The organism is Kitasatospora sp. NPDC058190, from assembly GCF_042883685.1.
Lineage (GTDB): Bacteria > Actinomycetota > Actinomycetes > Streptomycetales > Streptomycetaceae > Kitasatospora.
Genome location: NZ_JBHVVI010000012.1, coordinates 91,631 through 112,587 on the forward strand (window position 1 = coordinate 91,631; position 20,957 = coordinate 112,587).

Genomic DNA, 20,957 nt, shown 5'->3' on the forward strand with positions numbered 1-20,957 from the left:
TCTCAGGGCACGTAGCGGTACCCGATCCCCGGTTCGGTGACCAGATGGCGCGGGCGGGCCGGGTCCCGCTCCAACTTGCGGCGCAGCCCGGCGAGGTAGACCCGCAGGTAGTTGCCGCGCGCCTCCTGGGCCGGGCCCCACACCTCGCGCAGGATCTGCCGCCCGGGCACCAGCCGGCCGGGGTTGGCGAGCAGCAGGCTGAGGATCCGCCACTCGGTCGGGGTGAGCCGCACCGGGCCGCCCGGGCCGGTCACCGTGGTGGCCGCGAGGTCGACGGTGTGGTCGCCGATCACCGGCCGTCCCAGCGGGACCCCGCCTAACGGCCGGCGCAGCACCGCGCGCAACCGGGCCAGCAGTTCGTCCATCAGGAACGGCTTGGTGAGGTAGTCGTCGGCGCCCGCGTCCAGGGCGCCGATCTTGTCGGCGGCGTCGGTCCGGCCGGAGAGCACGATGATCGGCACCGAGCTGCGGGTGCGCAGTCCGCGCAGCACGTCCATGCCGTCGACGTCGGGCAGGCCGAGGTCGAGCAGGACGGCGTCCGGGACGGAGTGTGCGGCCCGGTCGAGCGCCTCGCCGCCGCTGGCGGCGGTGCGCACGGCGTACTGGCGGGCGCTGAGGTTGATCCGCAGGGTGCGCAGCAGGGCCGGTTCGTCGTCGACGATCAGGACCTCGCACCTGTCGGTGATTCGTTCACTTCGCTCACTCATGCGGTGGTTCCTCCCCGGGGACGGCTGGCTCGGTGGCGGCTGACTCGGTGGCGGCGGGCAGGGTGAGCAGCATGGTGGTGCCGCCGCCGGGGGTGTCCTCGACCTCCAGGCTGCCGCCCATCGCCTCGGCGAGGCCGCGGGAGAGAGCAAGGCCGAGGCCGACGCCGGTGGTGTTGTCGGTGTCACCGAGCCGCTGGAAGGGCAGGAAGACCCGGTCGCGGTCCTCGGGGGCGATGCCGGGGCCGCGGTCGATCACCCGGATCTCGACCTGGTCGGCGTGGTGGCTGGCGGTGACCAGGACGGGCGCGCCGGGGGCGTTGTGGCGCAACGCGTTGGTGATCACGTTGGCGAGGACGCGTTCCAGCAGCGGCGGGTCGGCGAGCACCGGCGGGGCGCTGTCCAGGTCGAGCGGCTGGATCGGCGCGTACGGGTCGGGGAGGCTGTCGAGCGCCCTGGGCAGGATCTCGTCCAGGTGGGTCTCGGTGAGGTGCAGGGTGAGCGCGCCGGCTTGGAGGCGGCTCATGTCGAGCAGGTTGTCGACCAGGCGGGTGAGCTTGACCAGTGACTCGTCGGCGGTGGCGAGGAGTTCGGCCTGGTCCTCGGGCGAGAACTCGACGTCGGGGCTGCGCAGCGAGCCGACCGAGGCGCGGGCGGCGGCGAGCGGGGTGCGCAGGTCGTGACTGACGGCGGCGAGCAGGGCGGTGCGCATCCGGTCGGCGGCCTTGATCGGCTCGACCTCGGCGGCGACCACGGCCAGCCGGTCGCGCTCCAGCGCGGCGGCGACGTGCGCGGCGAAGGCGGTGAGCACCCGCTGGTCGGCGGCGGGCAGCCGGCGGCCGGTGAGGACCAGCAGGGCGTCGACGCCGACCGGGACCTCGGTGGTCTCGTGCTGCCCGTCGCCGTCGTCCGGGTGCTCGGCCTCGCTGTGGGCGAGCACCTCGCCGCCGGTGCGGGAGAGCAGCGCGACGGCCTGCATGCCGAAGGCCGTACGGGACTTCTCCAGCAGGGCGGGCAGCGCGTCGGCGCCGCGCAGCACGCTGCCCGCCAGGGTGGAGAGGGTCTCGGCCTCGGCGGTGGCGCGGGCGGCCCGGGTGGTGAGTCGGCCCGCGTGGTCGACCACGGTGGAGACGGCGAGCGCGATGGCGGCGAAGACCACCAGGGCGACGATGTTGTTGGTCTCGCCGATGGTGAGGCTGTGCACCGGCGGGATGAAGTAGTAGTTCAGCAGCACCGAGGCGATGAAGGCGGCCAGCAGGGCGGACATGGCGCCGCCGAGCAGGGCGACGATGACCACGCCGAGCTGGAAGATCAGGGCGTCGGTGGTGAGGTTGATGGTGTCGTGCGCCTGGGAGAGCACGGCGGTGAGCAGCCAGGGCAGCACGAGGCCGGCCAGGTAGCCGGCGACGGTGCGGCGCCGGGAGTGGCGGCGGCCGAGCGAGGGCAGCCGGCCGCGGCCGGTGAACTCGTGGGTGACCATGTGGACGTCGATGTCCTCGGAGGCGTCCACGGTGGTCTGCCCGGTGCCGGGGCCGGTGAGGAAGCGGTTGATCCGGCCGCGGCGGCTGGTGCCGAGCACCAGCTGGGTGGCGTCGTGGGCGCGGGCGAAGGCCAGCAGCGCGGTGGGGATGTCGTCGCCGACCACCACGTGGTAGCTGCCGCCGAGGGACTCGACCAGCTGCCGCTGCTGGGCGAGCGCGCCGGAGGAGGCGCCGGCCAGGCCGTCGCTGCGGGAGACGTGGACGGCCAGCAGCTCGCCGCCGGCGGCGACGGCGATCCGGGCGGCCCGTCTGATCAGGGTCTCGCCCTCGGGGCCGCCGGTGAGGGCGACCACGACGCGCTCGCGGGTCTCCCAGACCCGGTCGATCTTGTGGCTGGCCCGGTAGTCGCGCAGGCCCTCGTCCACCCGCCCGGCCACCCAGAGCAGGGCGAGTTCCCGCAGGGCGGTGAGATTGCCGACCCGGAAGTAGTTGGAGAGCGCGGCGTCCACCTTCTCCGCCTTGTAGACGTTGCCATGGGCCATGCGCCGGCGCAGCGCCTGCGGCGCCATGTCGACGAGTTCGAGCTGGTCGGCCCGACGGACCACCTCGTCCGGGACGGTCTCGCGCTGGGGGATGCCGGTGATCTTCTGGACGACGTCGTTCAGCGACTCCAGGTGCTGGATGTTGACGGTGGTGATGACGTCGATCCCGGCGGCGAGCAGTTCCTCGACGTCCTGCCAGCGCTTGGCGTTGCGGCCGCCGGGGATGTTGGTGTGCGCCAGCTCGTCCACCAGGACGACGGCCGGGCGGCGGGCGAGCACCCGGTCGAGGTCCATCTCCTCGAACTCGGCGTCGCGGTAGGAGCGGTGGACGCGGGGCAGGACCTCCAGGCCGTCGGTCATGGCCTCGGTGTGGCGGCGGCCGTGGCACTCGATGTACCCGACCACGACATCGGCCCCGCGCTCCTGTCTGCGCCGGGCCTCGTCCAGCATCCGGTAGGTCTTGCCGACCCCCGGGGCGGAGCCGAGGTACACCCTCAGCCGGCCGCCGCGGATGCCGGAGCCGGGGGTGAGGTCGCGGGCCATGGGCACTGCTCTTTCCATCATCGGGAGGTGACAGGCGGGTGGTGCGTGCGCGTGCGGATACGGGGGCGGCCGGCCCGGGCGCTGGAGGCATCCTCCCTCGCCCGGGCCGGCCCGGTCATCCACAGACCTGACGTGACGTCACTTCGAGGTCACTTCTGCTCGCTGATCGCCTTGTTGAGGAGGACGACGTTGACGCCCTCGTCGCCGAGGAAGCCGGCGGACCGGCCCTCGGTGTACGTGTCGACCAGCTTGGCCACCGTCTCGACCGGCAGGTTGCGCTCCTTGGCGACCCGGTTGACCTGCTCCTTGGCGTAGGCCGCCGAGATGTGCGGGTCGAGGCCGGAGCCCGAGGCGGTCAGCGCGTCGGCCGGCACGCTCGCCGGGTCGACGCCGTCGAAGGCGGCGACGGCGGCGCGGCGGTCGTTGACGGCCTTGAGCAGGTCGTCGCTGTTCGGGCCGAGGTTGCTGGCACCGGAGTTGTCACCGGCGTAGTTGTTGGCGGAGGGCCGGGGCTGGAACCACTTCGGGTCCGGCACCGGCTCCTCCTTCGGGTCGTCCGGGTTCTTCTTCGGCAGGTTGAAGTTCTGGCCGATCAGGCTGGAACCGATCTCCTTGCCGTCGGACTTCACGATGGAGCCGTTGGCTTTGTCGCCGAACGCGACCTGGCTGATCCCGGTGACCAGCAGCGGGTAGGCGATTCCGAGGATCACCGTGAGCACCAGCAGCACGCGCAGCGCGGTGAAGTGGGTGCGGACGGTCGTCGGCAGGGGCTTGGACATGGTGTTCTCTCCTTCCCCGCGTCAGTTGAGGCCGGGGATGAACTGGACGATCAGGTCGATCAGCTTGATGCCGATGAACGGCACGATCAGGCCGCCGATGCCGTAGACCCCGATGTTCCGGGCCAGCAGGCTGCTGGCGTCGGCGGGACGGTAGCGGACGCCGCGCAGGGCGAGCGGGATGAGGCCGATGATGACCAGGGCGTTGAAGATGATCGCCGAGGTGATCGCGGACTGGGGGCTGTGCAGGCCCATGATGTTGAGGTGGCGCAGGCCCGGGTAGACCCCGGCGAACATCGCGGGGATGATCGCGAAGTACTTGGCCACGTCGTTGGCGATCGAGAAGGTGGTCAGCGCACCGCGGGTGATCAGCAGCTGCTTGCCGATCTCCACGATCTCGATCAGCTTGGTGGGGTTGGAGTCCAGGTCGACCATGTTGCCGGCCTCCTTGGCCGCCATGGTCCCGGTGTTCATCGCGACGCCGACGTCGGCCTGGGCGAGCGCGGGGGCGTCGTTGGTGCCGTCGCCGGTCATCGCGACCAGCTTGCCGCCCTCCTGCTCCTTCTTGATCAGGGCCATCTTGTCCTCGGGCGTGGCCTCGGCGAGGAAGTCGTCCACGCCGGCCTCCTCCGCGATCGCCTTGGCGGTCAGCGGGTTGTCGCCCGTGATCATGATGGTCTTGATGCCCATCCGGCGGAGCTCGTCGAAGCGCTCCCGCATGCCCTCCTTGACCACGTCCTTGAGGTGGATGACGCCGAGGACCCTGGCCGGAGCCGGGCCGATCTTCGTCGCCACCACCAGCGGCGTACCACCGGCGGCGGAGATGCCGTCGACCAGGGTGGAGACCTCGCCGCCGACCGAACCGCCGTTCTCGGTCACCCAGTTGGTGACGGCGCCGGCGGCGCCCTTGCGGACCTGGTGGACACCGTCGGACTCGTCCAGGTCCACACCCGACATACGGGTCTGGGCGGTGAACGGAACCCAGGTGGCGTGGGTCAGCTCGCCCTGGGCGCGGGCCCGCAGACCGTACTCGGTCTTCGCCAGGACCACGATCGAGCGGCCCTCCGGCGTCTCGTCCGCGAGGGAGGAGAGCTGGGCGGCGCTGGCCAGTTCGTCGGTGCCCACGCCCGGGGCGGGCAGGAACTCGGCGGCCTGGCGGTTGCCCAGGGTGATGGTGCCGGTCTTGTCGAGCAGCAGGGTGTTGACGTCGCCGGCGGCCTCGACGGCGCGGCCGGACATCGCCAGCACGTTGCGCTGGACCAGGCGGTCCATACCCGCGATGCCGATCGCGGAGAGCAGCGCGCCGATGGTGGTCGGGATGAGCGCCACGATCAGGGCGACCAGGACGATCATCGACTGCGGGGCGCCCGCGTAGGTGGCCATCGGCTGGAGCGTGACGACCGCGACCAGGAAGACGATGGTCAGCGAGGCGAGCAGGATGTTGAGCGCGATCTCGTTCGGCGTCTTCTGCCGGGCGGCGCCCTCGACCAGGGCGATCATCCGGTCGATGAACGACTTGCCGGGCTCCGAGGCGATCTTCACCACGATCCGGTCGGACAGCACCTTGGTGCCGCCGGTGACGGCGCTGCGGTCACCGCCGGACTCACGGATCACCGGCGCGGACTCACCGGTGATCGCCGACTCGTCGACGCTCGCGACACCCTCGACGACGTCGCCGTCACCGGGGATGATCTGCCCGGCCTCGACCACCACGTGGTCGCCCAGCCGGAGGGCGGTCCCGGGGACCTCCTCCTCGTCCTGGGTGGCGGGCCAGTCGGTGAGCCGGCGGGCGACGCTCTCGGTCTTGGTCTTGCGCAGGGTGTCGGCCTGGGCCTTGCCGCGGCCCTCGGCGACGGCCTCCGCCAGGTTGGCGAAGATCGTGGTCAGCCAGAGCCACACGGTGATGGCCCAGGCGAACACGGACGGGCTGGCGATCGCGGAGACGGTGGTGACCACCGAGCCCACCTCGACCACGAACATCACCGGGTTCTTGACCATCACCCGGGGGTCGAGCTTCTTCACCGCGTCCGGCAGGGACGCGACGATCAGCTTCGGGTCGAGGAGGCCGCTCGCCACTCTGTGCGGCGCGGCGGGCTCGGCCTTGTCGGCCGGTGCCGGGTTGAGCATGGGGGTGGACATCAGGAGAGACCTTCCGCGAGCGGCCCGAGGGCCAGGGCCGGGAAGTAGGTGAGGCCGACGACGATCAGGACGACGCCCGACAGCAGGCCCACGAACAGCGGCTTGTGGGTGGGCAGGGTGCCCGGAGTGGCCGGAACCGGCTGCTGCTGGGCGAGCGAACCCGCCAGCGCCAGGACGAAGACGATCGGCAGGAAGCGACCGAACACCATGCACAGGCCGAGCGCCGTGTCGTACCAGTCGGTGTTGACGGTGATGCCGGCGAACGCCGAACCGTTGTTGTTGGCCGCCGAGGTGAAGGCGTACAGCACCTCGGAGAAGCCGTGGGCGCCCGAGTTGAGCATCCCGGCCCGCTCACCCGGCAGGGCCATCGCCACACCGGTGCCGACCAGCACGATGGTCGGGGTGGTGAGGATGTACAGCGAGGCGAACTTCATCTCGCGGCCGCCGAGCTTCTTGCCCAGGTACTCGGGGGTGCGGCCGACCATCAGGCCCGCGACGAACACCGCGACGATCGCCAGGATCAGCATGCCGTACAGACCGGAGCCGGTACCGCCGGGCGCGATCTCGCCCAGCATCATGTTGAAGATCGTCAGCCCGCCGCCGAACGGCGTGAACGAGTCGTGGAAGGAGTTCACCGCACCGGTCGAGGTCAGCGTCGTCGAAGCGGCGAACAGCGAGCTGGCGGCGACGCCGAAGCGCTGCTCCTTGCCCTCCATCGCGGCGCCGGCCGCCTGCAGGGCGGTGCCGTGGTGCTGCGACTCGGCGAAGGTCAGCAGGGCGACCGAGGCGACCCAGAACAGGCCCATCACGGCGACGATCGCGTAGCCCTGGCGGTTGTCGCCGACCATCTTGCCGAAGGTGCGCGGCAGCGCGAACGGGATCACCAGCAGCAGGAAGATCTCCAGCCAGTTGGTGAAGCCGGTCGGGTTCTCGAAGGGGTGCGCCGAGTTGGCGTTGAAGAAGCCGCCGCCGTTGGTGCCCAGTTCCTTGATGACCTCCTGGGAGGCCACCGGGCCGCCCGGGATCTTCTGCACGTCGCCGGCCAGGTTGGCGACCTCGTGGAAGCCGTGGAAGTTCTGGATCACGCCGTTGGCGGCCAGGACCAGCGCGAACACGAACGCGAGCGGCAGCAGCAGGCGCAGGTTGATCCGGACCAGGTCCACCCAGAAGTTGCCGACCCGGTCGGTCCTGTTCCGGTTGAAGCCCCGGATCAGCGCGGCGACGACGGCGATGCCGACGGCCGCGGAGACGAAGTTCTGCACCGCCAGGCCCGCCATCTGCACCAGGTGGCCCATCGCGGACTCGCCGCTGTAGGACTGCCAGTTGGTGTTGGTGACGAACGAGATCGCGGTGTTCCAGGCCTGGTGGCCCGTCATCTGCGGAACGCCCAGGTTCAGCGGCAGGAAGTTCTGGAGGCGGATCAGGCCGTACAGGAAGAGCACCGAGACGGCCGAGAAGGCCAGCACCGAGCGCAGGTACACCGGCCAACGCTGATCGGCGTCACCGTCGACGCCGATCAGCTTGTAGATGCCGCGCTCGACTCTGAGGTGCTTGGCGGTGGTGAGGAGCTTGGCGATGTAGTCGCCAAGGGGGCGGTAGCACAGGGCCAGCGCGCCGACGAGGGCGAGGGCCTGCATCCAGCCCGCGAGAGTGGATCCCATGTCAGAACTTCTCCGGGAAGATCAGCGCCACGACGAGGTAGCCGACGAGCGCGACGGCCACGACCAGACCAGCGATGTTCTCGGCGCTCATGCGCCCACCTCGCTACGCTCGGCGGGCGCTTCGCGCAACACGCCCCTGTTGATGGTTCGCTCGCTGCGCTCGTTCACAGCTTCTCCACCCCCCGCGCGATCAGGGCGATGACGGCGAACACGGCGACCGTGACACCGACGTAGATGAGATCGGACATGGGCTCCACCAGCGTGGTTCGGGAGATGCCGCAAGCGGGCCGGAGGCCTCGCACGGCACCGGCGGACGACCGGCAGATGCAGCAAACCAGCCGTCTAGGGCGCGTTAGAGGGCCCTGACGCCCTCCATACGGGTGAAAGCTGGTCGTTGACGCGACCTTGATGCTCGCTTCACCGGTCCGAGACCGTCGTAATCGGGCCGAGACCGTCGTGATCGGGCCGAGACCGTCGTGATCCGACCGGGACCGGACACGCGTCGGGCCCCGGCGCGAAACGCAGTCGCACCGGGGCCCGTTCATTGCACCTACCTGGGCAGGCGGGTCACATCCGCATCCGCAGCCGGCAGACCACCGCGTCGGTGTGCCGGCGCAGGGCGCGGTCGATCACGGCGCCGCGCCGGTTCTGCAGCGCCCGCTGCCACCAGTGGGCGGGCTCGACCTCGGGGATCAGCACGGTGAGCCGGTCGTAGGCGTGCTCCTCGCCGAGCCTGTTGACGAACTCGGCGATCGGCAGGCCGAGGCGGCGGTGGTCCTCCGGTATCTCCAGCAGGGGCACGCCCGGCTGCCACAGCTCCCAGTCCCGGCGCAGCGCCTCGGCGTCGGCCGGCTCGTGCACCACGGTGACCGCGAACACCTCGTCGCCCAGCGACAGCGCCGCCGACAGGCCGTCCCGGGTGAGCCGGGTGATCGCCGTCACCGGGACCACCACCAGGCTGCGCTGGCGGGTCACCGCGTCCGGCACCCGGCCGAGCTCCAGGCGCTCGCCGATCCGCTCGTAGCTGCGGTGGATCGCCTCGAAGAGCACCACCAGCAGCGGCAGGGCCACCACGATGCCCCAGGCGCCCTCGGTGAACTTGGTGCCGGTCACCACGAGGGTGGCGACGCCCGTCAGCAGCGCGCCGAAGCCGTTCAGCGCAGCCTTCCACCGCCACCCGGCCGGGCGGTTCAGGAGCCAGTGCCGGACCATGCCGACCTGGCAGATGGTGAAGCCGACGAAGACGCCGATCGAGAACAGCGGCACCAGGCTGTTGACGTCACCCCCGGAGCCGACCAGCAGCGCGGCCGACACCGCGGCCAGGAACAGCACGCCGTACCGGTACACCTGGCGGTCGGCGCGCAGCGCGAACACGTGCGGGAGGTGGTTGTCCCGGGCCAGCAGGTCCATCAGCACCGGCAGGCCGCCGAAGGAGGTGTTGGCGGCCAGGCCGAGCAGGACCACGGTGGCGAACTGGACGACGTAGAAGCCGGCGCCGTGGCCGAGCGAGGCGTCGGCGAGCTGGGCGAGCACGGTGACGCCCTCGACCGGCTGGAGGTGGAAGCGGCCGATCAGCACGGCCAGGCCGATCAGCATCACGCCGAGCAGGGCGCCGAGCGCGACCTCGGTGTGCTGCGCCCGCTTCACCCGCGGGGTGCGGAAGGAGGGGACGGCGTTCGCCACCGCCTCGACGCCGGTCAGCGCGGAGCAGCCGGCCGCGAAGGCCTTGAGCAGCAGCAGCGCGCCGACCGTGGTGGCGTTCTCGGCGAGCACGGAGGCGTGGCCGGCGGCGGCCTCGGTGCTGGCCGGGGCGTCCCGGAACAGGCCGGCCACGATGATCGCCAGGATGGCGAGGACGAAGACGGCGGTCGGGACCATGAACCAGCGCGCCGACTCGGCGATGCCGCGCAGGTTCACGGCGGTGACCAGGGCGAGCACGCCCAGGCAGAGCCAGACCCGGTCGTCGTACAGGCCGGGGACGGCGGAGGTGAGCGCGGCGACGCCGGCGGTCACCGAGACCGCGACGTTCAGGATGTAGTCGATCACCAGCGAGGCGGCCGCGGTCAGCGCCGTCCGGCGGCCCAGGTGCGCCTTGGCCACCGCGTAGGAGCCGCCGCCGTCCGGGAAGGCCGCGATCACCTGCCGGTAGGAGGCGACCAGCACCGCGAGCAGCACGGCGATCGCCACCGTGACCGGCAGGGTGAAGCCCAGCCCGTACGAACCGGCGGCGGCCAGCACCAGCACGATCGCTTCGGGGCCGTACGCGACCGAGGCCATGGCATCCAGCGAGAGTGCCGCCAGTCCGCCGAGCGCGCTGAGCCGGTGGCGCTCGTCGCCGGCGCCGGTATCGGGCGGTTCGTCGGCCGTCACGGCCGGGGTGGAGATGGCGCTGGACATCGGACGGGACCTCCGCAGTCGGTAGTTGCTCCGAATCCTGCGGTCCGCGCGCCCGGCGCTCCCCCGGCCCCTACGCGTTCCTGACGCCGCCACGAGCGCCTTTGACGCGCTCTTGACGCGGCTGCCGTCGCGGCGGGAGAGGCGGTTGACGGGGGTGGGCGAGCCGTTGTCCCGGCGGGCGCCGGCTGGGAAGACGATCAGCTCAGTCGAAGGACTCCCACCCCCGGCCCCCCACTCTGCTGCCTGACAACCGTAATTGCAAGCAATGTGCAATAACTGCTGCCGCCCGGCGCCCGGACAAACGAAACAGCCCCTGATCTGCGTTTCCGCAGATCAGGGGCTGTTTTCTATCCTGTGGCTGGTGCAGGGTTCGAACCTGCGTAGCTTGCGCGACAGATTTACAGTCTGCTCCCTTTGGCCGCTCGGGCAACCAGCCAGGATTTTCGCCTCCCGGGGCCACGCCCCGTTCGACTTGGTAAACCATACCTGATCCCGGGGGGTGCTCCGCCACTCGATAGATCACGCGACGATCAAGAAGCGTCGCGCCGCTGTCACGGGCGGGGCCGGGGTGGCGCTGGATAGGCTGGGGCGGCGGACGCCCAGTGGGGCGGGCCGTGCCAGTGAAGCCAGAGCATCAAGGAGACCAACACCCATGGCCGACTCCAGTTTCGACATCGTCTCGAAGGTCGAGTGGCAGGAGGTCGACAACGCGATCAACCAGACCTCCCGTGAGATCGCCACCCGTTTCGACTTCAAGGGCGTGGGCGGCGAGATCAGCCGCTCCGGCGAGAAGATCGAGATGAAGGCCAACGGCGAGGAGCGCGTTCGGGCCATCCTCGACGTGCTGCAGACGAAGTTCGTCAAGCGCGGCCTGTCGCTGAAGGCCCTGGACGCCGCCGAGCCGCAGCTGTCCGGCAAGGAGTACAAGATCTTCGCGAACGTGAAGGAGGGCATCACCACGGAGGATGCCAAGAAGGTCGCGAAGATCATCCGGGACGAGGGCCCCAAGGGCGTCAAGGCCCAGGTCCAGGGCGACGAGCTGCGCGTCAGCTCCAAGAGCCGCGACGACCTCCAGACCGTCCAGGCCCTGCTCAAGGGCAAGGACCTGGACTTCGCGATCCAGTTCGTGAACTACCGCTGACGTCGGTCCGGTCGGGCCACGACACGGCCCCGCTCCCGGGTTCGGGGGCGGGGCCGTTCGCGTCGGCGGGTGGGGTCGGCCAATGGTGGGGACGTCTGGAATGGCAGGCAGGGCCGGGTCGGCGACCGGGAGGGTGCTCGGCGGCGCCGGGACCACGACCGGGAAGTGCCGTCCGGTGGCGCGCCCTCAGGCCGCCGCCCAGCCGGCGGTGCTGCGGTGCGTGGCCAGCCCGACCGCGTCGAACTCGTCCGCCCGCCCCGGGGTGACGGACGCGCCGAGCCGGCGCAGCGCCCGGGAGATCGGGGTGCCTTCGGCGGCCGGCTCGAACTCCCCACTGGCGAGCGGCCCGAGGACCACCCGTCCGTCCTCCCAGACGGCGGCGCGCTGGGTGCCGCTGCCACCGAAGTACTCGGCCTCGACGCAGGCGATCGACCCGGCCTTGGACCAGGCGGCGAGCCGCAGTTCGAAGCCGTCCGAGTGCCACCCGAAACCGGCTCCGCCACCGACCTTCGGCACCGCGCCATCGCCTTGCAGCGCCGCCAGCACGGCGGAGGTGACCGGAATCAGGGCCAGCCCCTGGGCCAGCGGCACCACCCGGGCCGCCGGGACCTCCGCCGCCGCCAGCGTCAGCAGTTCCAACGTGCCTATCAGCGCCTGGAGTTCATAGGACATGCCGGACATGGTGTCTCACCGCACTGACAGTCGGCCCGAAATTTATGATTCCGTGCCCGCCCGGAGACCGTAGAGCAGGGTGAAGAGGGTCACGTTCACCGCGTTCTCGGACGTACTCGGCCCTTCCTCGCTGAGCTCGTCGAGGATTTCGCCCGGTTGGGAGCGCAGGCGGGTCAGCCGGTCCGGGTCGAGCCGCAGGGTGAAGTTCGCGAACAGGCCGGGCGAACCGGGCGAACCGTCCTTCGTGGCGCTGAAGTCCGGTCGGCCGTCGGCCACGTGGGCGCGGAAGTCGCCGCGCAGCCGGTCGATCGCGGCCGGCATGGCGTCGTACGCCTCGGAGCGCACCGGGGAGTGCGGTGGCCTGGGCCGCCGTGCCGGTGCCGCTGGCGCCGCTGCTGCCCGGCGGCGCGGTCGCCGTCTTCGTCGTGCTGTTCGCCGTCGGCGCGGGCACTCCCGCCCTGCGGGTGATGCTCGACCTGCTGGTGTTCCGGCAGGTGCCGTCCCGGCTCCGCGGCCGGGTGATCGCCGCGACCATCACGCTGCTCACCGCCGGGATGCCCGCCGGGGCCTTCGCCGCCGGCCTGCTGCCCGCCACCGCGAGCCGCACGCTGCGCCGCGCCGTCCGGCCCGCCGCCGCCCCGGGCGCCGCGCAGGGCTGAGCGCGGGCACGACCGCGGCCGACCGGGCATCACCCGCACGGGCGTACGCCGCATGCGGCGGCCTCGGCAACCGGGTGAACTGGCCGGGTACGGCCCGCCCCGGGCCCCTTCCCGGCGGCCACCCCGCGCACCCGACCGGGGCCGTACCGGAGGAGAACCGATGAGGTCCACGGACGCGCCCTCACCCGGCCGGGAGGACCCGGACGGCCCGGCCGCCCGCTCCGCCGCCCGGGAGCGGACCCGGTCGGTGGCCGGCCGGGCGGCGAGTGCCCCGCGGATCTCCTGGCTCACGCCCGCGCTGATGACCACCGGTTCGGTGGCCGGCCCGCGCTCCGCGCCGACCATCCGCGGCACCGTCCGCAGGTAGCCGCGGCACCGCCCGCAAGCAGCCTCCAGGAGCGCCGAATGACCGACGAACTCTCCCTTCGAATAACCGAGTTGATGCCCCGCGCGCAGGCCGATCTGGCCGAGCTGGTGGCCATCCCGTCCGTCGCCGACCCCCGGCAGTACCCGCCGGAGAAGTGCCGGGAGGCCGCCGAGTGGGTCGCCGCCGCCTTCACCGAGGTGGGCCTGCGCGACGTCCACCTGGAGGAGACCCCGGACGGCAGCCACGCCGTGATCGGCCACCGCCCGCCCCCGCCGGGCGCCCCGACCGTACTGCTCTACTGCCATTACGACGTCCAGCCCCCGCTCGACGAGGCCGCCTGGACCTCCCCGCCGTTCGAGCTCACCGACCGCGACGGCCGCTGGTTCGGGCGCGGCGCCGCCGACTGCAAGGGCAACATCGTCATGCACCTCACCGCGCTGCGGGCGCTCGGCGACGACGTCCCGGTCGGCCTCAAGCTGGTGGTCGAGGGCTCCGAGGAGCAGGGCACCGGCGGCCTCGGGGAGTACGTGCCCCCGCACGCCGGGGAGCTGCACGCGGACGCGCTGCTGATCTGCGACACCGGCAACGCCGCCGTCGGCGTCCCCACCGTCACCACCTCGCTGCGCGGGGTCGTCACCGTGGTGGTCACCGTCCGGGCGCTCAAGGGCGACATGCACTCCGGCATGTTCGGCGGCCCCGCCCCGGACGCCCTGGCCGCGCTGATCCGGATGCTCGACTCGCTGCGCGACGCCGACGGCGGCACCCGGATCGACGGCCTGGACTGCGCCGGCACCTGGAGCGGGGTCGGGTACGACGAGGCGCGGTTCCGCTCCGACGCCGGGGTGCTGGACGGCGTCCGGCTGACCGGCTCCGGCACCGTCGCCGACCGGCTCTGGGCCCGCCCGGCCGTCACCGTGCTCGGCATCGACTGCCCGCCCGTGGTCGGCTCGGCCGCCGCCGTCCCGGCCGTCGCCCGGGCCCGGGTGAGCCTGCGGGTGCCACCCGGCACCGACGCCCGCGCCGCCCAGGACGCGCTGGTCGCGCACCTGGAGGCGGCCGCGCCCTGGGGCGTGCGGACGGAGGTCGAGCGGCAGAGCGCCGGCTCGCCGTTCCGCGCCGACACCGGCGGGCCCGCGTACGCCGCGCTGGACAGGGCGATGCGGGAGGTCTACGGCAAGCCGATGTCCTTGCTCGGCCAGGGCGGCTCGATCCCGCTCTGCAACGTCCTCGCCACCGTCTTCCCCGAGGCGGAACTGATCCTGATGGGTGTCGAGGAGCCGCGCTGCCTGATCCACGCGCCGAACGAGAGCCTCGACCCGGGAGAGCTCCGGGACATGGCCCACGTCGAGGCGCTGTTCCTCCGGCACTTCGCCAACACGCGCTGAACGTGCTGGAGTTGGAGGAAGTCCGCCCGGATCCCGAGGAGGAAGAACCGTGCCCCGTCCGTTCACCACCGAGGACTACACCGCCCGGATGGCCCGGGCCGCCGCCGACGCGACCGCCGCCGGGCTGGCCGGCCTGGTGGTCGCCCCCGGCCCCGACCTGACCTACCTGTGCGGCTACCAGCCCACCGCGATCACCGAGCGGCTGACCGCCCTCGTCCTCAGCGCCGGGCGCGAACCCGCCCTGGTCGTCCCCAAGCTGGAGCGCCCGGACGCCGAGAAGGCGCCCGGCGCCCCGGCCGTCGAACTGTTCGACTGGTCCGACGGCGAGGACCCGTACACCGCCGCCCACCCGCTGTTCGACCCGGCAGGGCGGTACGGCGTCTCCGACAACGCCTGGGCGATGCACCTGCTCGGCTTCCAGGCCGCGCTGCCCGGCGTCGCCTTCACCCCGCTCACCGCGATCCTGCCGATGCTGCGCGCGGTCAAGGGCCCCGAGGAGCTGGAGCGCCTCGCCGCGGCCGGCGGGGCCGCGGACGCCGCCTACCGGGGCATCCTGGAGGTCGCCTTCGCCGGCCGCCGGGAGACCGACGTGGCCGCCGACCTCGGCGCGCTGCTGATCCAGTACGGGCACAGCCAGGTCGACTTCACCGTGGTCGGCTCCGGCCCCAACGGCGCCAACCCGCACCACGAGGCCGGGGAGCGGATCATCCGGCCCGGCGACACCGTGGTGCTGGACTTCGGCGGCCTCAAGGACGGCTACGGCTCCGACACCACCCGCACGGTGCATGTCGGCGCGGACGTCCCGGCCGAGGTGCGGAAGGTGCACGAGCTGGTCCGGCTGGCCCAGCAGACCGCGTTCGAGGCGGTCCGGCCCGGGGTGAGCTGCCAGGAGATCGACCGGATCGCCCGCCGGGTGATCACCGAGGCCGGCTACGGCGAGTACTTCATCCACCGCACCGGCCACGGCATCGGCATCACCACCCACGAGCCGCCGTACCTGGTCGAGGGCGAGGAGCGACCGCTGATACCCGGGATGTGCTTCTCGATCGAGCCCGGGATCTACCTGCCCGGGAGGTTCGGGGTGCGGATCGAGGACATCGTCACCGTCACCGCGACCGGAGGCCGCCGTTTCAACAACACCCCGCACGAGCTCGGCATCGTGGCCTGACCCCTCGACCCCCTCGACCCCTCGACCTCGTCGGACTCGTCAGCCGGCGTTCGGGACCTTCGACCGGTGAGATTTGACCCAACCGTGTGATTTTCTTACGAGCCGGTCATGGTTCACCCAGAGTCCTCCAAGCTTGCGTTGCTAGTTTCCGTGGGCATGACGAAGCTGCTCAGTCCGGCCCCACCGTCCCCGGTGCGGGCCGGACGACTGCGTCCCGTGACCGCCCACAACCGCCGGACCGGCCTGTCGAGACTGCGGCTGCTGGCCTGGCCGGCCTACCTGGCCGCCTTCGTCTGGTTCCTGAGCACCCAGGGCATGGCCTTCGCCAACGACGTGGTGTTCCTCTGGCTGATCGGCGCCCTGCTGACCGCCGCCGTACACAGCGGGCACGGCCCGCGCGGCTTCCTGCTGGTGCTGCGCGACTGGGTCCCGGTGATGTCCGTGGTCTGGGTGTACTCGCTGCTGCGCGGCTACGGCGCCCACACCCCGTGGGCCCCGCACTGGCTGCCGCAGCTGCGCGCCGACGAGGTGCTCGGCCTCGGCGAGACCTGGACCGTACGGATCCAGCACGCGCTCTACACCCCCGGCTCGCCGCACTGGTACGACTACGCGGCGACGGCCGTCTACCTCTCGCACTTCCTCGTGGTCTTCGTGCTGCTCGCGGTGCTCTGGCGGCGCGCCCGCCACCACTTCCGGAGGCTGCTCGCCTGCTACTTCACGCTGACCTTCGCCGGCTTCGCGACCTACCTGCTCTACCCGGCCGACCCGCCGTGGCTGGTCGGCCAGCAGGGCAACCTGCCGCCGCTGCACCGGGTGGTCTGGGAGACGATCTCCACCATGGGGCTGCCCCAGGCCGACTCCCTGCTGGAGAACGGCAGCCAGTTCGCCAACGACGTCGCCGCGATGCCCTCGCTGCACTCCGCCTACCCGGCGATGCTGCTGTTCCTCTTCTGGCCGACCGCCGGGCCCTGGCTGCGCGCGCTGCTGGTCGCCTATCCGCTCGCGATGGCCTTCACCCTGGTCTACGGCGCCGAGCACTTCATCGTGGACATCTTCGCCGGCTGGGCGTACGCGGCCGTGGTGGTCTTCGGGCTGCGGTGGCTGCGCAACCGGCGTACGGCCCGGTCGGCGGCCAGGGCAGACTTGGCCGCGTGAACCCGCAGCCCGTCAAGACCCAGGCGCCGACGAAGCCGACGAAACCGACGAAGCCGTCACCGACGAGGCCCACGCCCGAGCAGCTCCGGGCTGCCCAGGACACCACCATCCCGGACGTCACCGGGCCCGGTCTGCGAGTACTGTTCTGCGGCATCAATCCGGGCCTGTGGTCCGGCGCCACCGGGCACCACTTCGCCCGCCCCGGCAACCGCTTCTGGCCCGCCCTGCACCGCTCCGGCTTCACCGCGCGCCAGTTCCGCCCGGACGAGCAGGGCGAGCTGCCCGCACTCGGCCTCGGCATCACCAACGTCGCCCCGCGCACCACCGCCAAGGCGGACGAGCTCACCCCCGAGGAGCTGCGCGCGGGCGGCGCGGCGCTCATCGAGCGGGTGCTGCGGCTGCGGCCGAAGGTCCTGGCGGTGCTCGGCATCGGCGCCTACCGGACGGCCTTCGGGCGGCGGCAGGCCGTGATCGGGCGCCAGCCGGAGGGCATCGGCGACACCGAGGTGTGGGTGCTGCCCAACCCGAGCGGGCTCAACGCCCACTACACCCTGGACGCGCTGGCGGCGGAGTTCCGCAGGCTCCGGGAGAGCCTTGAGTCCTTCGGCGATTAGGCGGCGGTCAGCCCGGCCGGGAGCGGCAGCTCGCGCAGTTCGCGGATCAGCGCCCGGACGGCGGCCGTCCCGGCCAGCTCGGGCGTGGTGACGTACCCGACGAAGCGGCTGGGCGGGTTCGGGCCGAGCTCGGTGACCGCCAGCCCGGGCGGGGCGCCGAGCAGCGCCGTCCGGGGCATGATCGCCATGCCGAGGCCCTGGGCGACCAGCGACAGCGCGACTGTGTCGTCCTCCGCGTCGACGGTCGCGGGCGGCAGCCAGTCCTGCCGCCGCCACCAGTCCTTGGTGTAGGAGTCGCAGTTCTCCGCCCAGTCCACCAGCGGCAGCCCGCGCGGCGCCGGGTGGTCCTGGGGGTGCGCCAGCGCGTACGACTCCTGGTACAGACGCACCGCGACCAGGCCCGGCACGGGCGGCGGGCCGCCCGCGTCCAGGGTGGCCAGCCCGAGGTCGGCCCGGCCGTCGGCGACCTCCCCGGCGGTGCCGCGGCCGAGCTCCCGGACGATCCGCACCCGCGGGGTGAGCCCGGGGTGCCGGGCCGCCAGCGCGGCCAGGACGGGCGGCAGCAGCTGGGCGGCGGCGCTGCGGAAGGCGGCGATCCGCAGCTCACCGGCGACCGGGCCGCCGTCCGCGCCCGCGCCGCGCACCTCCGGGCCCATCGCGGCCAGCAGCCGTAGGATCCGGCGGGCGTACGCCACCGCCCGCGCGCCGGCCTCAGTGGGGCGTGCGCCGTGGCGCCCGCGCTCGAAGAGCACCGCACCGAGCTTCCGTTCGCAGACGCGCACGGCGTGCGAGACGGCGGACTGGGTGGCACCCAGGCGCGCGGCGGCCGCCGTGAAGCTCTGCTCCTCCTCGACGGCGACCAGAACGCGCAGCTCCTGCGGAGCGAGATCGGTCATGCGGGCGAATCTATCGGCGGCCGCCGGCATCCATCGACACTGTTCATGGAAGGCGCCGATCCATCGACACGGACCCCTGCTCGGCCACTTCCCCGCTCCCTACGGTGATCACGTCCCGCCCGATCTCCACCCGTACGGAGCACCGCCGATGTCCCGCCCCACCGCCCGCGCCGTCCACCTGGTCTCCCGCCCCACCGGCGCGCCGAGCGCCGAGAACTTCGCCTTCGTCGACGAGACCGTCCCGGCGCTCGCCGCCGGCGAGGCCCTCGTCGAGAACCTCTACCAGTCCGTCGACCCGTACATGCGCGAGGAGATGGACGAGGGCGGCTGGGAGCTGCACGCCCCGCTGGAGGGCCGCACCCTCGGCCGGGTGGTGGAGTCCCGGGCCGACGCGCTGCCGGTCGGCACCCTGGTCTTCCACCGCCAGGCCTGGCGCACCCACTCGGTGGTGACCGCCGAGCGCGCCCAGCCGCTGCCCGACTTCGTCGGCGTCCCGCTCAGCGCCCACCTCTCGATCCTCGGCGGCACCGGCCTGTCCGCCTGGGTCGGCCTGACCCGGATCGCCCGGCTCCAGCCCGGCGAGACCCTGTTCGTCTCGGCCGCGGCCGGGGGCGTCGGCACCGCCGCCGGCCGGATCGCCCGGCTGCTCGGCGCCGGACGGATCGTCGGCAGCGCCGGCTCCGCCGCCAAGGTCGCCCACCTCACCGGGGAGCTCGGCTTCGACGCCGCCTTCGACTACCACGACGGCCCGATCGCCGACCGCCTGCGCGAGGCCGCCCCGGACGGGCTGCACGTCTACCTGGACAACGTCGGCGGCGACCACCTGGAGGGCGCCATCAGCGCGATGCGCGACCGCGGCCGGATCGCCTGGTGCGGCGCCGTCGCCCAGTACAACAACCCGCAGGACCCGCCGCCCGCGCCGCGCAACCTCTACGACGTGGTCGGCAAGAGCCTCCGGCTGGAGGGCTTCCTGGTCCGCGACCACCTGGACGCCCGTCCCGAGCTCTACGACTTCCTCGTCCCGCACCTGCGCTCCGGCGCCGTCGTCCCGGACGAGACCGTCGTGGACGGCTTCGACCACGTGGTGGACGCCTTCCTCGGCATGTTGCGCGGCGCCAACACCGGCAAGATGATCGTCCGGATCGGCGGCTGAGGACCCCGGCGCACGACACGCCCTACAGCGGGGTGACGGCCTTCAGCACCACCAGCAGGGCCACCGCGGCGTTCAGCGCGCACAGCGCCGAGGCCGCCGTACCGACCGCGGCGACCATCGCCGCCAGGCCCGCCGGCGTCTTGGCCGGCGGCCAGTTGCGGGCCGTCGGCACCGGGCCGAGCAGGGCGGCCACCCGGCGCGGCACCGGGCCGGGCGTGGCGGCCGGGGCGGCGAAGGCCGCGAAGCCGGGCGTCGGAGCGGCGTGCGAGACCAGGGCCGCCCGGGCCACCGCCCGCGCGGTGATCCGCCGGTCCCCCACCGCCTGGGCCGACTCCTCGTCCGCCCAGCGTTCGGCGCTGAACGCCACCGCGTCCTGCAGCGGACGCAGGAAGGGATTGACGCAGGCGGCGAGCTGGGTGGTCAGCAGGTAGCGGTGGTGCCGGTGGCGCAGGTGTGCCCGCTCGTGCGCGAGCAGCGCCCCGCGCTCGTCCTCGGCCAGCCCGTCCAGCATCCCGGTGGAGACCACCACCCTCCCGGGCGAGCCGGGCAGCGCGTAGGCGTACGGGCTGCGGTCCGGCAGCACCGCGAGGTCGCCGGCCTCGGCCGGCCCCTCGGGCAGCCCGGCCAGCGCCCGCCGGGCCCGGGCGCGGACCCGCAGGTGCCGCACGACCGTCCGGGTGCAGGCGAAGCCGACCAGCACCAGCAGCCACATCGCGGCCGTGCCGACCGTCTCGTGGTACGGCAGCGCGCGGCGCACCTCCGGGTCGGACCAGCTGTCCGGCAGCGGGTTGCCGGGGATCTGCGCGGTGCCCACCACGCCGATCAGCCCGAGGCAGAGCACGCTGCACACCGCCATCACCGCGCTGATCGCGGTCATCAGCCGGGCCGCGCCGCGCGGGTGCAGGTGCTGCTCGGTCAGGCGCGCGATCGGCACCGCGGTCAGCGGCAGGATGAGCGGGAGGAAGACGAAGAAGCCCACGGATCAGCTCTCACGGTCGGCCGCTGCCGGCTCCGCGGACGCGGCGTCCAACAGCGCCCGCAGCAGCTCCTCGTCGTGCGGCAGCAGCGCGCTGACGAAACTGGCCAGGACGGCGTCCCGGTCCGCCTCGCCGTCGAGCATCCGGCGCATCCGCAGTGCGGCCAGCCCGGCGGCGTCGGCGGAGGCCTGCCACAGGTAGGAGCGGCCGGAGCGGCTCCGGGAGACGGCGTTCTTGGCGTGCAGCCGGGACAGGATGGTCATCACCGTGGTGTACGCCAGGTCGCCCTCCAGACGTTCCTGGACCCACCCCGCGCTGGCCGGGCCGGGCGCCTGCTGGAGCACCGCCAGCACCTGCGCCTCCAGCTCGCCCTGACCGCGTCGTCGGGTCGGCGCGTCCCCGGACGCCGGGGCGTGCCTCTCGTCTGCCATGACGGCCCACTCCCTCCGGATGCCGCGCCCGGACCGACGGGGCGCGGGATCATCCTAACGAGCGGGAGGCTGCTCCGGACGGCTCCGGACGAGGGT

The 20,957-nt window shown here is 72.7% G+C and carries 20 protein-coding genes and 1 tRNA gene; 8 read left to right on the forward strand and 13 right to left on the reverse strand.

Annotation, left to right across the window (positions count from 1 at the left end; all coding sequences use genetic code 11):
• Positions 1-2: 2 nt before the first annotated feature.
• The 8 genes from ACFVWU_RS08280 to ACFVWU_RS08315 all read right to left on the reverse strand — a co-directional run bounded on the left by ACFVWU_RS08280 (position 3) and on the right by ACFVWU_RS08315 (position 10,679).
• Positions 3-707 (reverse strand): response regulator, encoded by a 705-nt coding sequence (locus tag ACFVWU_RS08280; protein ID WP_387617035.1) that lies wholly within the window; start codon positions 705-707, stop codon positions 3-5.
• Positions 700-3,270, reverse strand: a complete 2,571-nt coding sequence (locus ACFVWU_RS08285) for an ATP-binding protein (RefSeq protein WP_387617037.1) — start codon at positions 3,268-3,270, stop codon at positions 700-702. The genes ACFVWU_RS08280 and ACFVWU_RS08285 overlap by 8 nt, the downstream gene beginning before the upstream one ends.
• A gap of 149 nt (positions 3,271-3,419) precedes the next feature.
• Positions 3,420-4,049, reverse strand: a complete 630-nt coding sequence (kdpC, locus tag ACFVWU_RS08290; RefSeq protein ID WP_387617039.1) for a K(+)-transporting ATPase subunit C — start codon at positions 4,047-4,049, stop codon at positions 3,420-3,422.
• Positions 4,050-4,070: 21 nt separating this feature from the next.
• Complete coding sequence (kdpB, locus tag ACFVWU_RS08295) at positions 4,071-6,185, reverse strand: potassium-transporting ATPase subunit KdpB (protein WP_387617041.1); 2,115 nt, start codon at positions 6,183-6,185, stop codon at positions 4,071-4,073.
• Entirely contained in the window at positions 6,185-7,846 is a 1,662-nt protein-coding gene (gene kdpA, locus ACFVWU_RS08300) for a potassium-transporting ATPase subunit KdpA (protein ID WP_387617043.1), read from the reverse strand. The genes kdpB and kdpA overlap by 1 nt, the downstream gene beginning before the upstream one ends.
• Before the next feature lies 1 nt (position 7,847).
• Positions 7,848-7,937 carry a K(+)-transporting ATPase subunit F gene (kdpF, locus tag ACFVWU_RS08305; RefSeq protein WP_045693083.1) on the reverse strand — a complete coding sequence of 30 codons (90 nt, stop codon included), beginning with the start codon at positions 7,935-7,937 and terminating at the stop codon, positions 7,848-7,850.
• 476 nt (positions 7,938-8,413) lie between these two features.
• Positions 8,414-10,243, reverse strand: a complete 1,830-nt coding sequence (locus tag ACFVWU_RS08310) for an APC family permease (protein ID WP_387617046.1) — start codon at positions 10,241-10,243, stop codon at positions 8,414-8,416.
• A gap of 355 nt (positions 10,244-10,598) precedes the next feature.
• Positions 10,599-10,679, reverse strand: a tRNA-Tyr gene (locus ACFVWU_RS08315).
• A gap of 216 nt (positions 10,680-10,895) precedes the next feature.
• Between ACFVWU_RS08315 and ACFVWU_RS08320 the strand changes: the two genes are divergently transcribed.
• On the forward strand, positions 10,896-11,384 hold the full coding sequence (locus tag ACFVWU_RS08320) for a YajQ family cyclic di-GMP-binding protein (protein ID WP_380608344.1): 489 nt from the start codon (positions 10,896-10,898) through the stop codon (positions 11,382-11,384).
• 186 nt (positions 11,385-11,570) lie between these two features.
• Here ACFVWU_RS08320 and ACFVWU_RS08325 read toward each other — a convergent pair whose 3' ends face one another.
• Complete coding sequence (locus tag ACFVWU_RS08325) at positions 11,571-12,056, reverse strand: hypothetical protein (RefSeq protein WP_387617048.1); 486 nt, start codon at positions 12,054-12,056, stop codon at positions 11,571-11,573.
• Positions 12,057-12,098: 42 nt separating this feature from the next.
• On the reverse strand, positions 12,099-12,401 hold the full coding sequence (locus ACFVWU_RS08330; protein WP_387617050.1) for a hypothetical protein: 303 nt from the start codon (positions 12,399-12,401) through the stop codon (positions 12,099-12,101).
• A gap of 11 nt (positions 12,402-12,412) precedes the next feature.
• Between ACFVWU_RS08330 and ACFVWU_RS08335 the strand changes: the two genes are divergently transcribed.
• The 6 genes from ACFVWU_RS08335 to mug all read left to right on the forward strand — a co-directional run bounded on the left by ACFVWU_RS08335 (position 12,413) and on the right by mug (position 17,404).
• A complete protein-coding gene (locus tag ACFVWU_RS08335; RefSeq protein WP_387617052.1) occupies positions 12,413-12,715 on the forward strand; it encodes a hypothetical protein in 303 nt (100 codons plus the stop codon).
• 160 nt (positions 12,716-12,875) lie between these two features.
• Positions 12,876-13,082 (forward strand): hypothetical protein, encoded by a 207-nt coding sequence (locus tag ACFVWU_RS08340; protein WP_387617054.1) that lies wholly within the window; start codon positions 12,876-12,878, stop codon positions 13,080-13,082.
• Between the two features lie 38 nt (positions 13,083-13,120).
• Positions 13,121-14,467: a dipeptidase gene (locus ACFVWU_RS08345; RefSeq protein WP_387617056.1), complete on the forward strand. Its 1,347-nt coding sequence runs from the start codon at positions 13,121-13,123 to the stop codon at positions 14,465-14,467.
• A gap of 88 nt (positions 14,468-14,555) precedes the next feature.
• On the forward strand, positions 14,556-15,635 hold the full coding sequence (locus tag ACFVWU_RS08350) for an aminopeptidase P family protein (RefSeq protein WP_387617095.1): 1,080 nt from the start codon (positions 14,556-14,558) through the stop codon (positions 15,633-15,635).
• A 156-nt stretch (positions 15,636-15,791) separates the two neighbouring features.
• Positions 15,792-16,790, forward strand: a complete 999-nt coding sequence (locus ACFVWU_RS08355; RefSeq protein WP_387617058.1) for a phosphatase PAP2 family protein — start codon at positions 15,792-15,794, stop codon at positions 16,788-16,790.
• A complete protein-coding gene (mug, locus tag ACFVWU_RS08360) occupies positions 16,787-17,404 on the forward strand; it encodes a G/U mismatch-specific DNA glycosylase (RefSeq protein WP_387617060.1) in 618 nt (205 codons plus the stop codon). The genes ACFVWU_RS08355 and mug overlap by 4 nt, the downstream gene beginning before the upstream one ends.
• Here the strand turns inward: mug and ACFVWU_RS08365 are convergent.
• Entirely contained in the window at positions 17,401-18,300 is a 900-nt protein-coding gene (locus tag ACFVWU_RS08365; protein WP_387617062.1) for a LysR family transcriptional regulator, read from the reverse strand. The genes mug and ACFVWU_RS08365 overlap by 4 nt on opposite strands.
• Before the next feature lie 148 nt (positions 18,301-18,448).
• Between ACFVWU_RS08365 and ACFVWU_RS08370 the strand changes: the two genes are divergently transcribed.
• Positions 18,449-19,453: an NADP-dependent oxidoreductase gene (locus ACFVWU_RS08370; protein ID WP_387617064.1), complete on the forward strand. Its 1,005-nt coding sequence runs from the start codon at positions 18,449-18,451 to the stop codon at positions 19,451-19,453.
• Between the two features lie 22 nt (positions 19,454-19,475).
• Here ACFVWU_RS08370 and ACFVWU_RS08375 read toward each other — a convergent pair whose 3' ends face one another.
• Positions 19,476-20,432, reverse strand: a complete 957-nt coding sequence (locus ACFVWU_RS08375; protein WP_387617066.1) for a M48 family metalloprotease — start codon at positions 20,430-20,432, stop codon at positions 19,476-19,478.
• Positions 20,433-20,435: 3 nt separating this feature from the next.
• On the reverse strand, positions 20,436-20,861 hold the full coding sequence (locus ACFVWU_RS08380) for a BlaI/MecI/CopY family transcriptional regulator (protein WP_387617068.1): 426 nt from the start codon (positions 20,859-20,861) through the stop codon (positions 20,436-20,438).
• Positions 20,862-20,957: the final 96 nt, after the last annotated feature.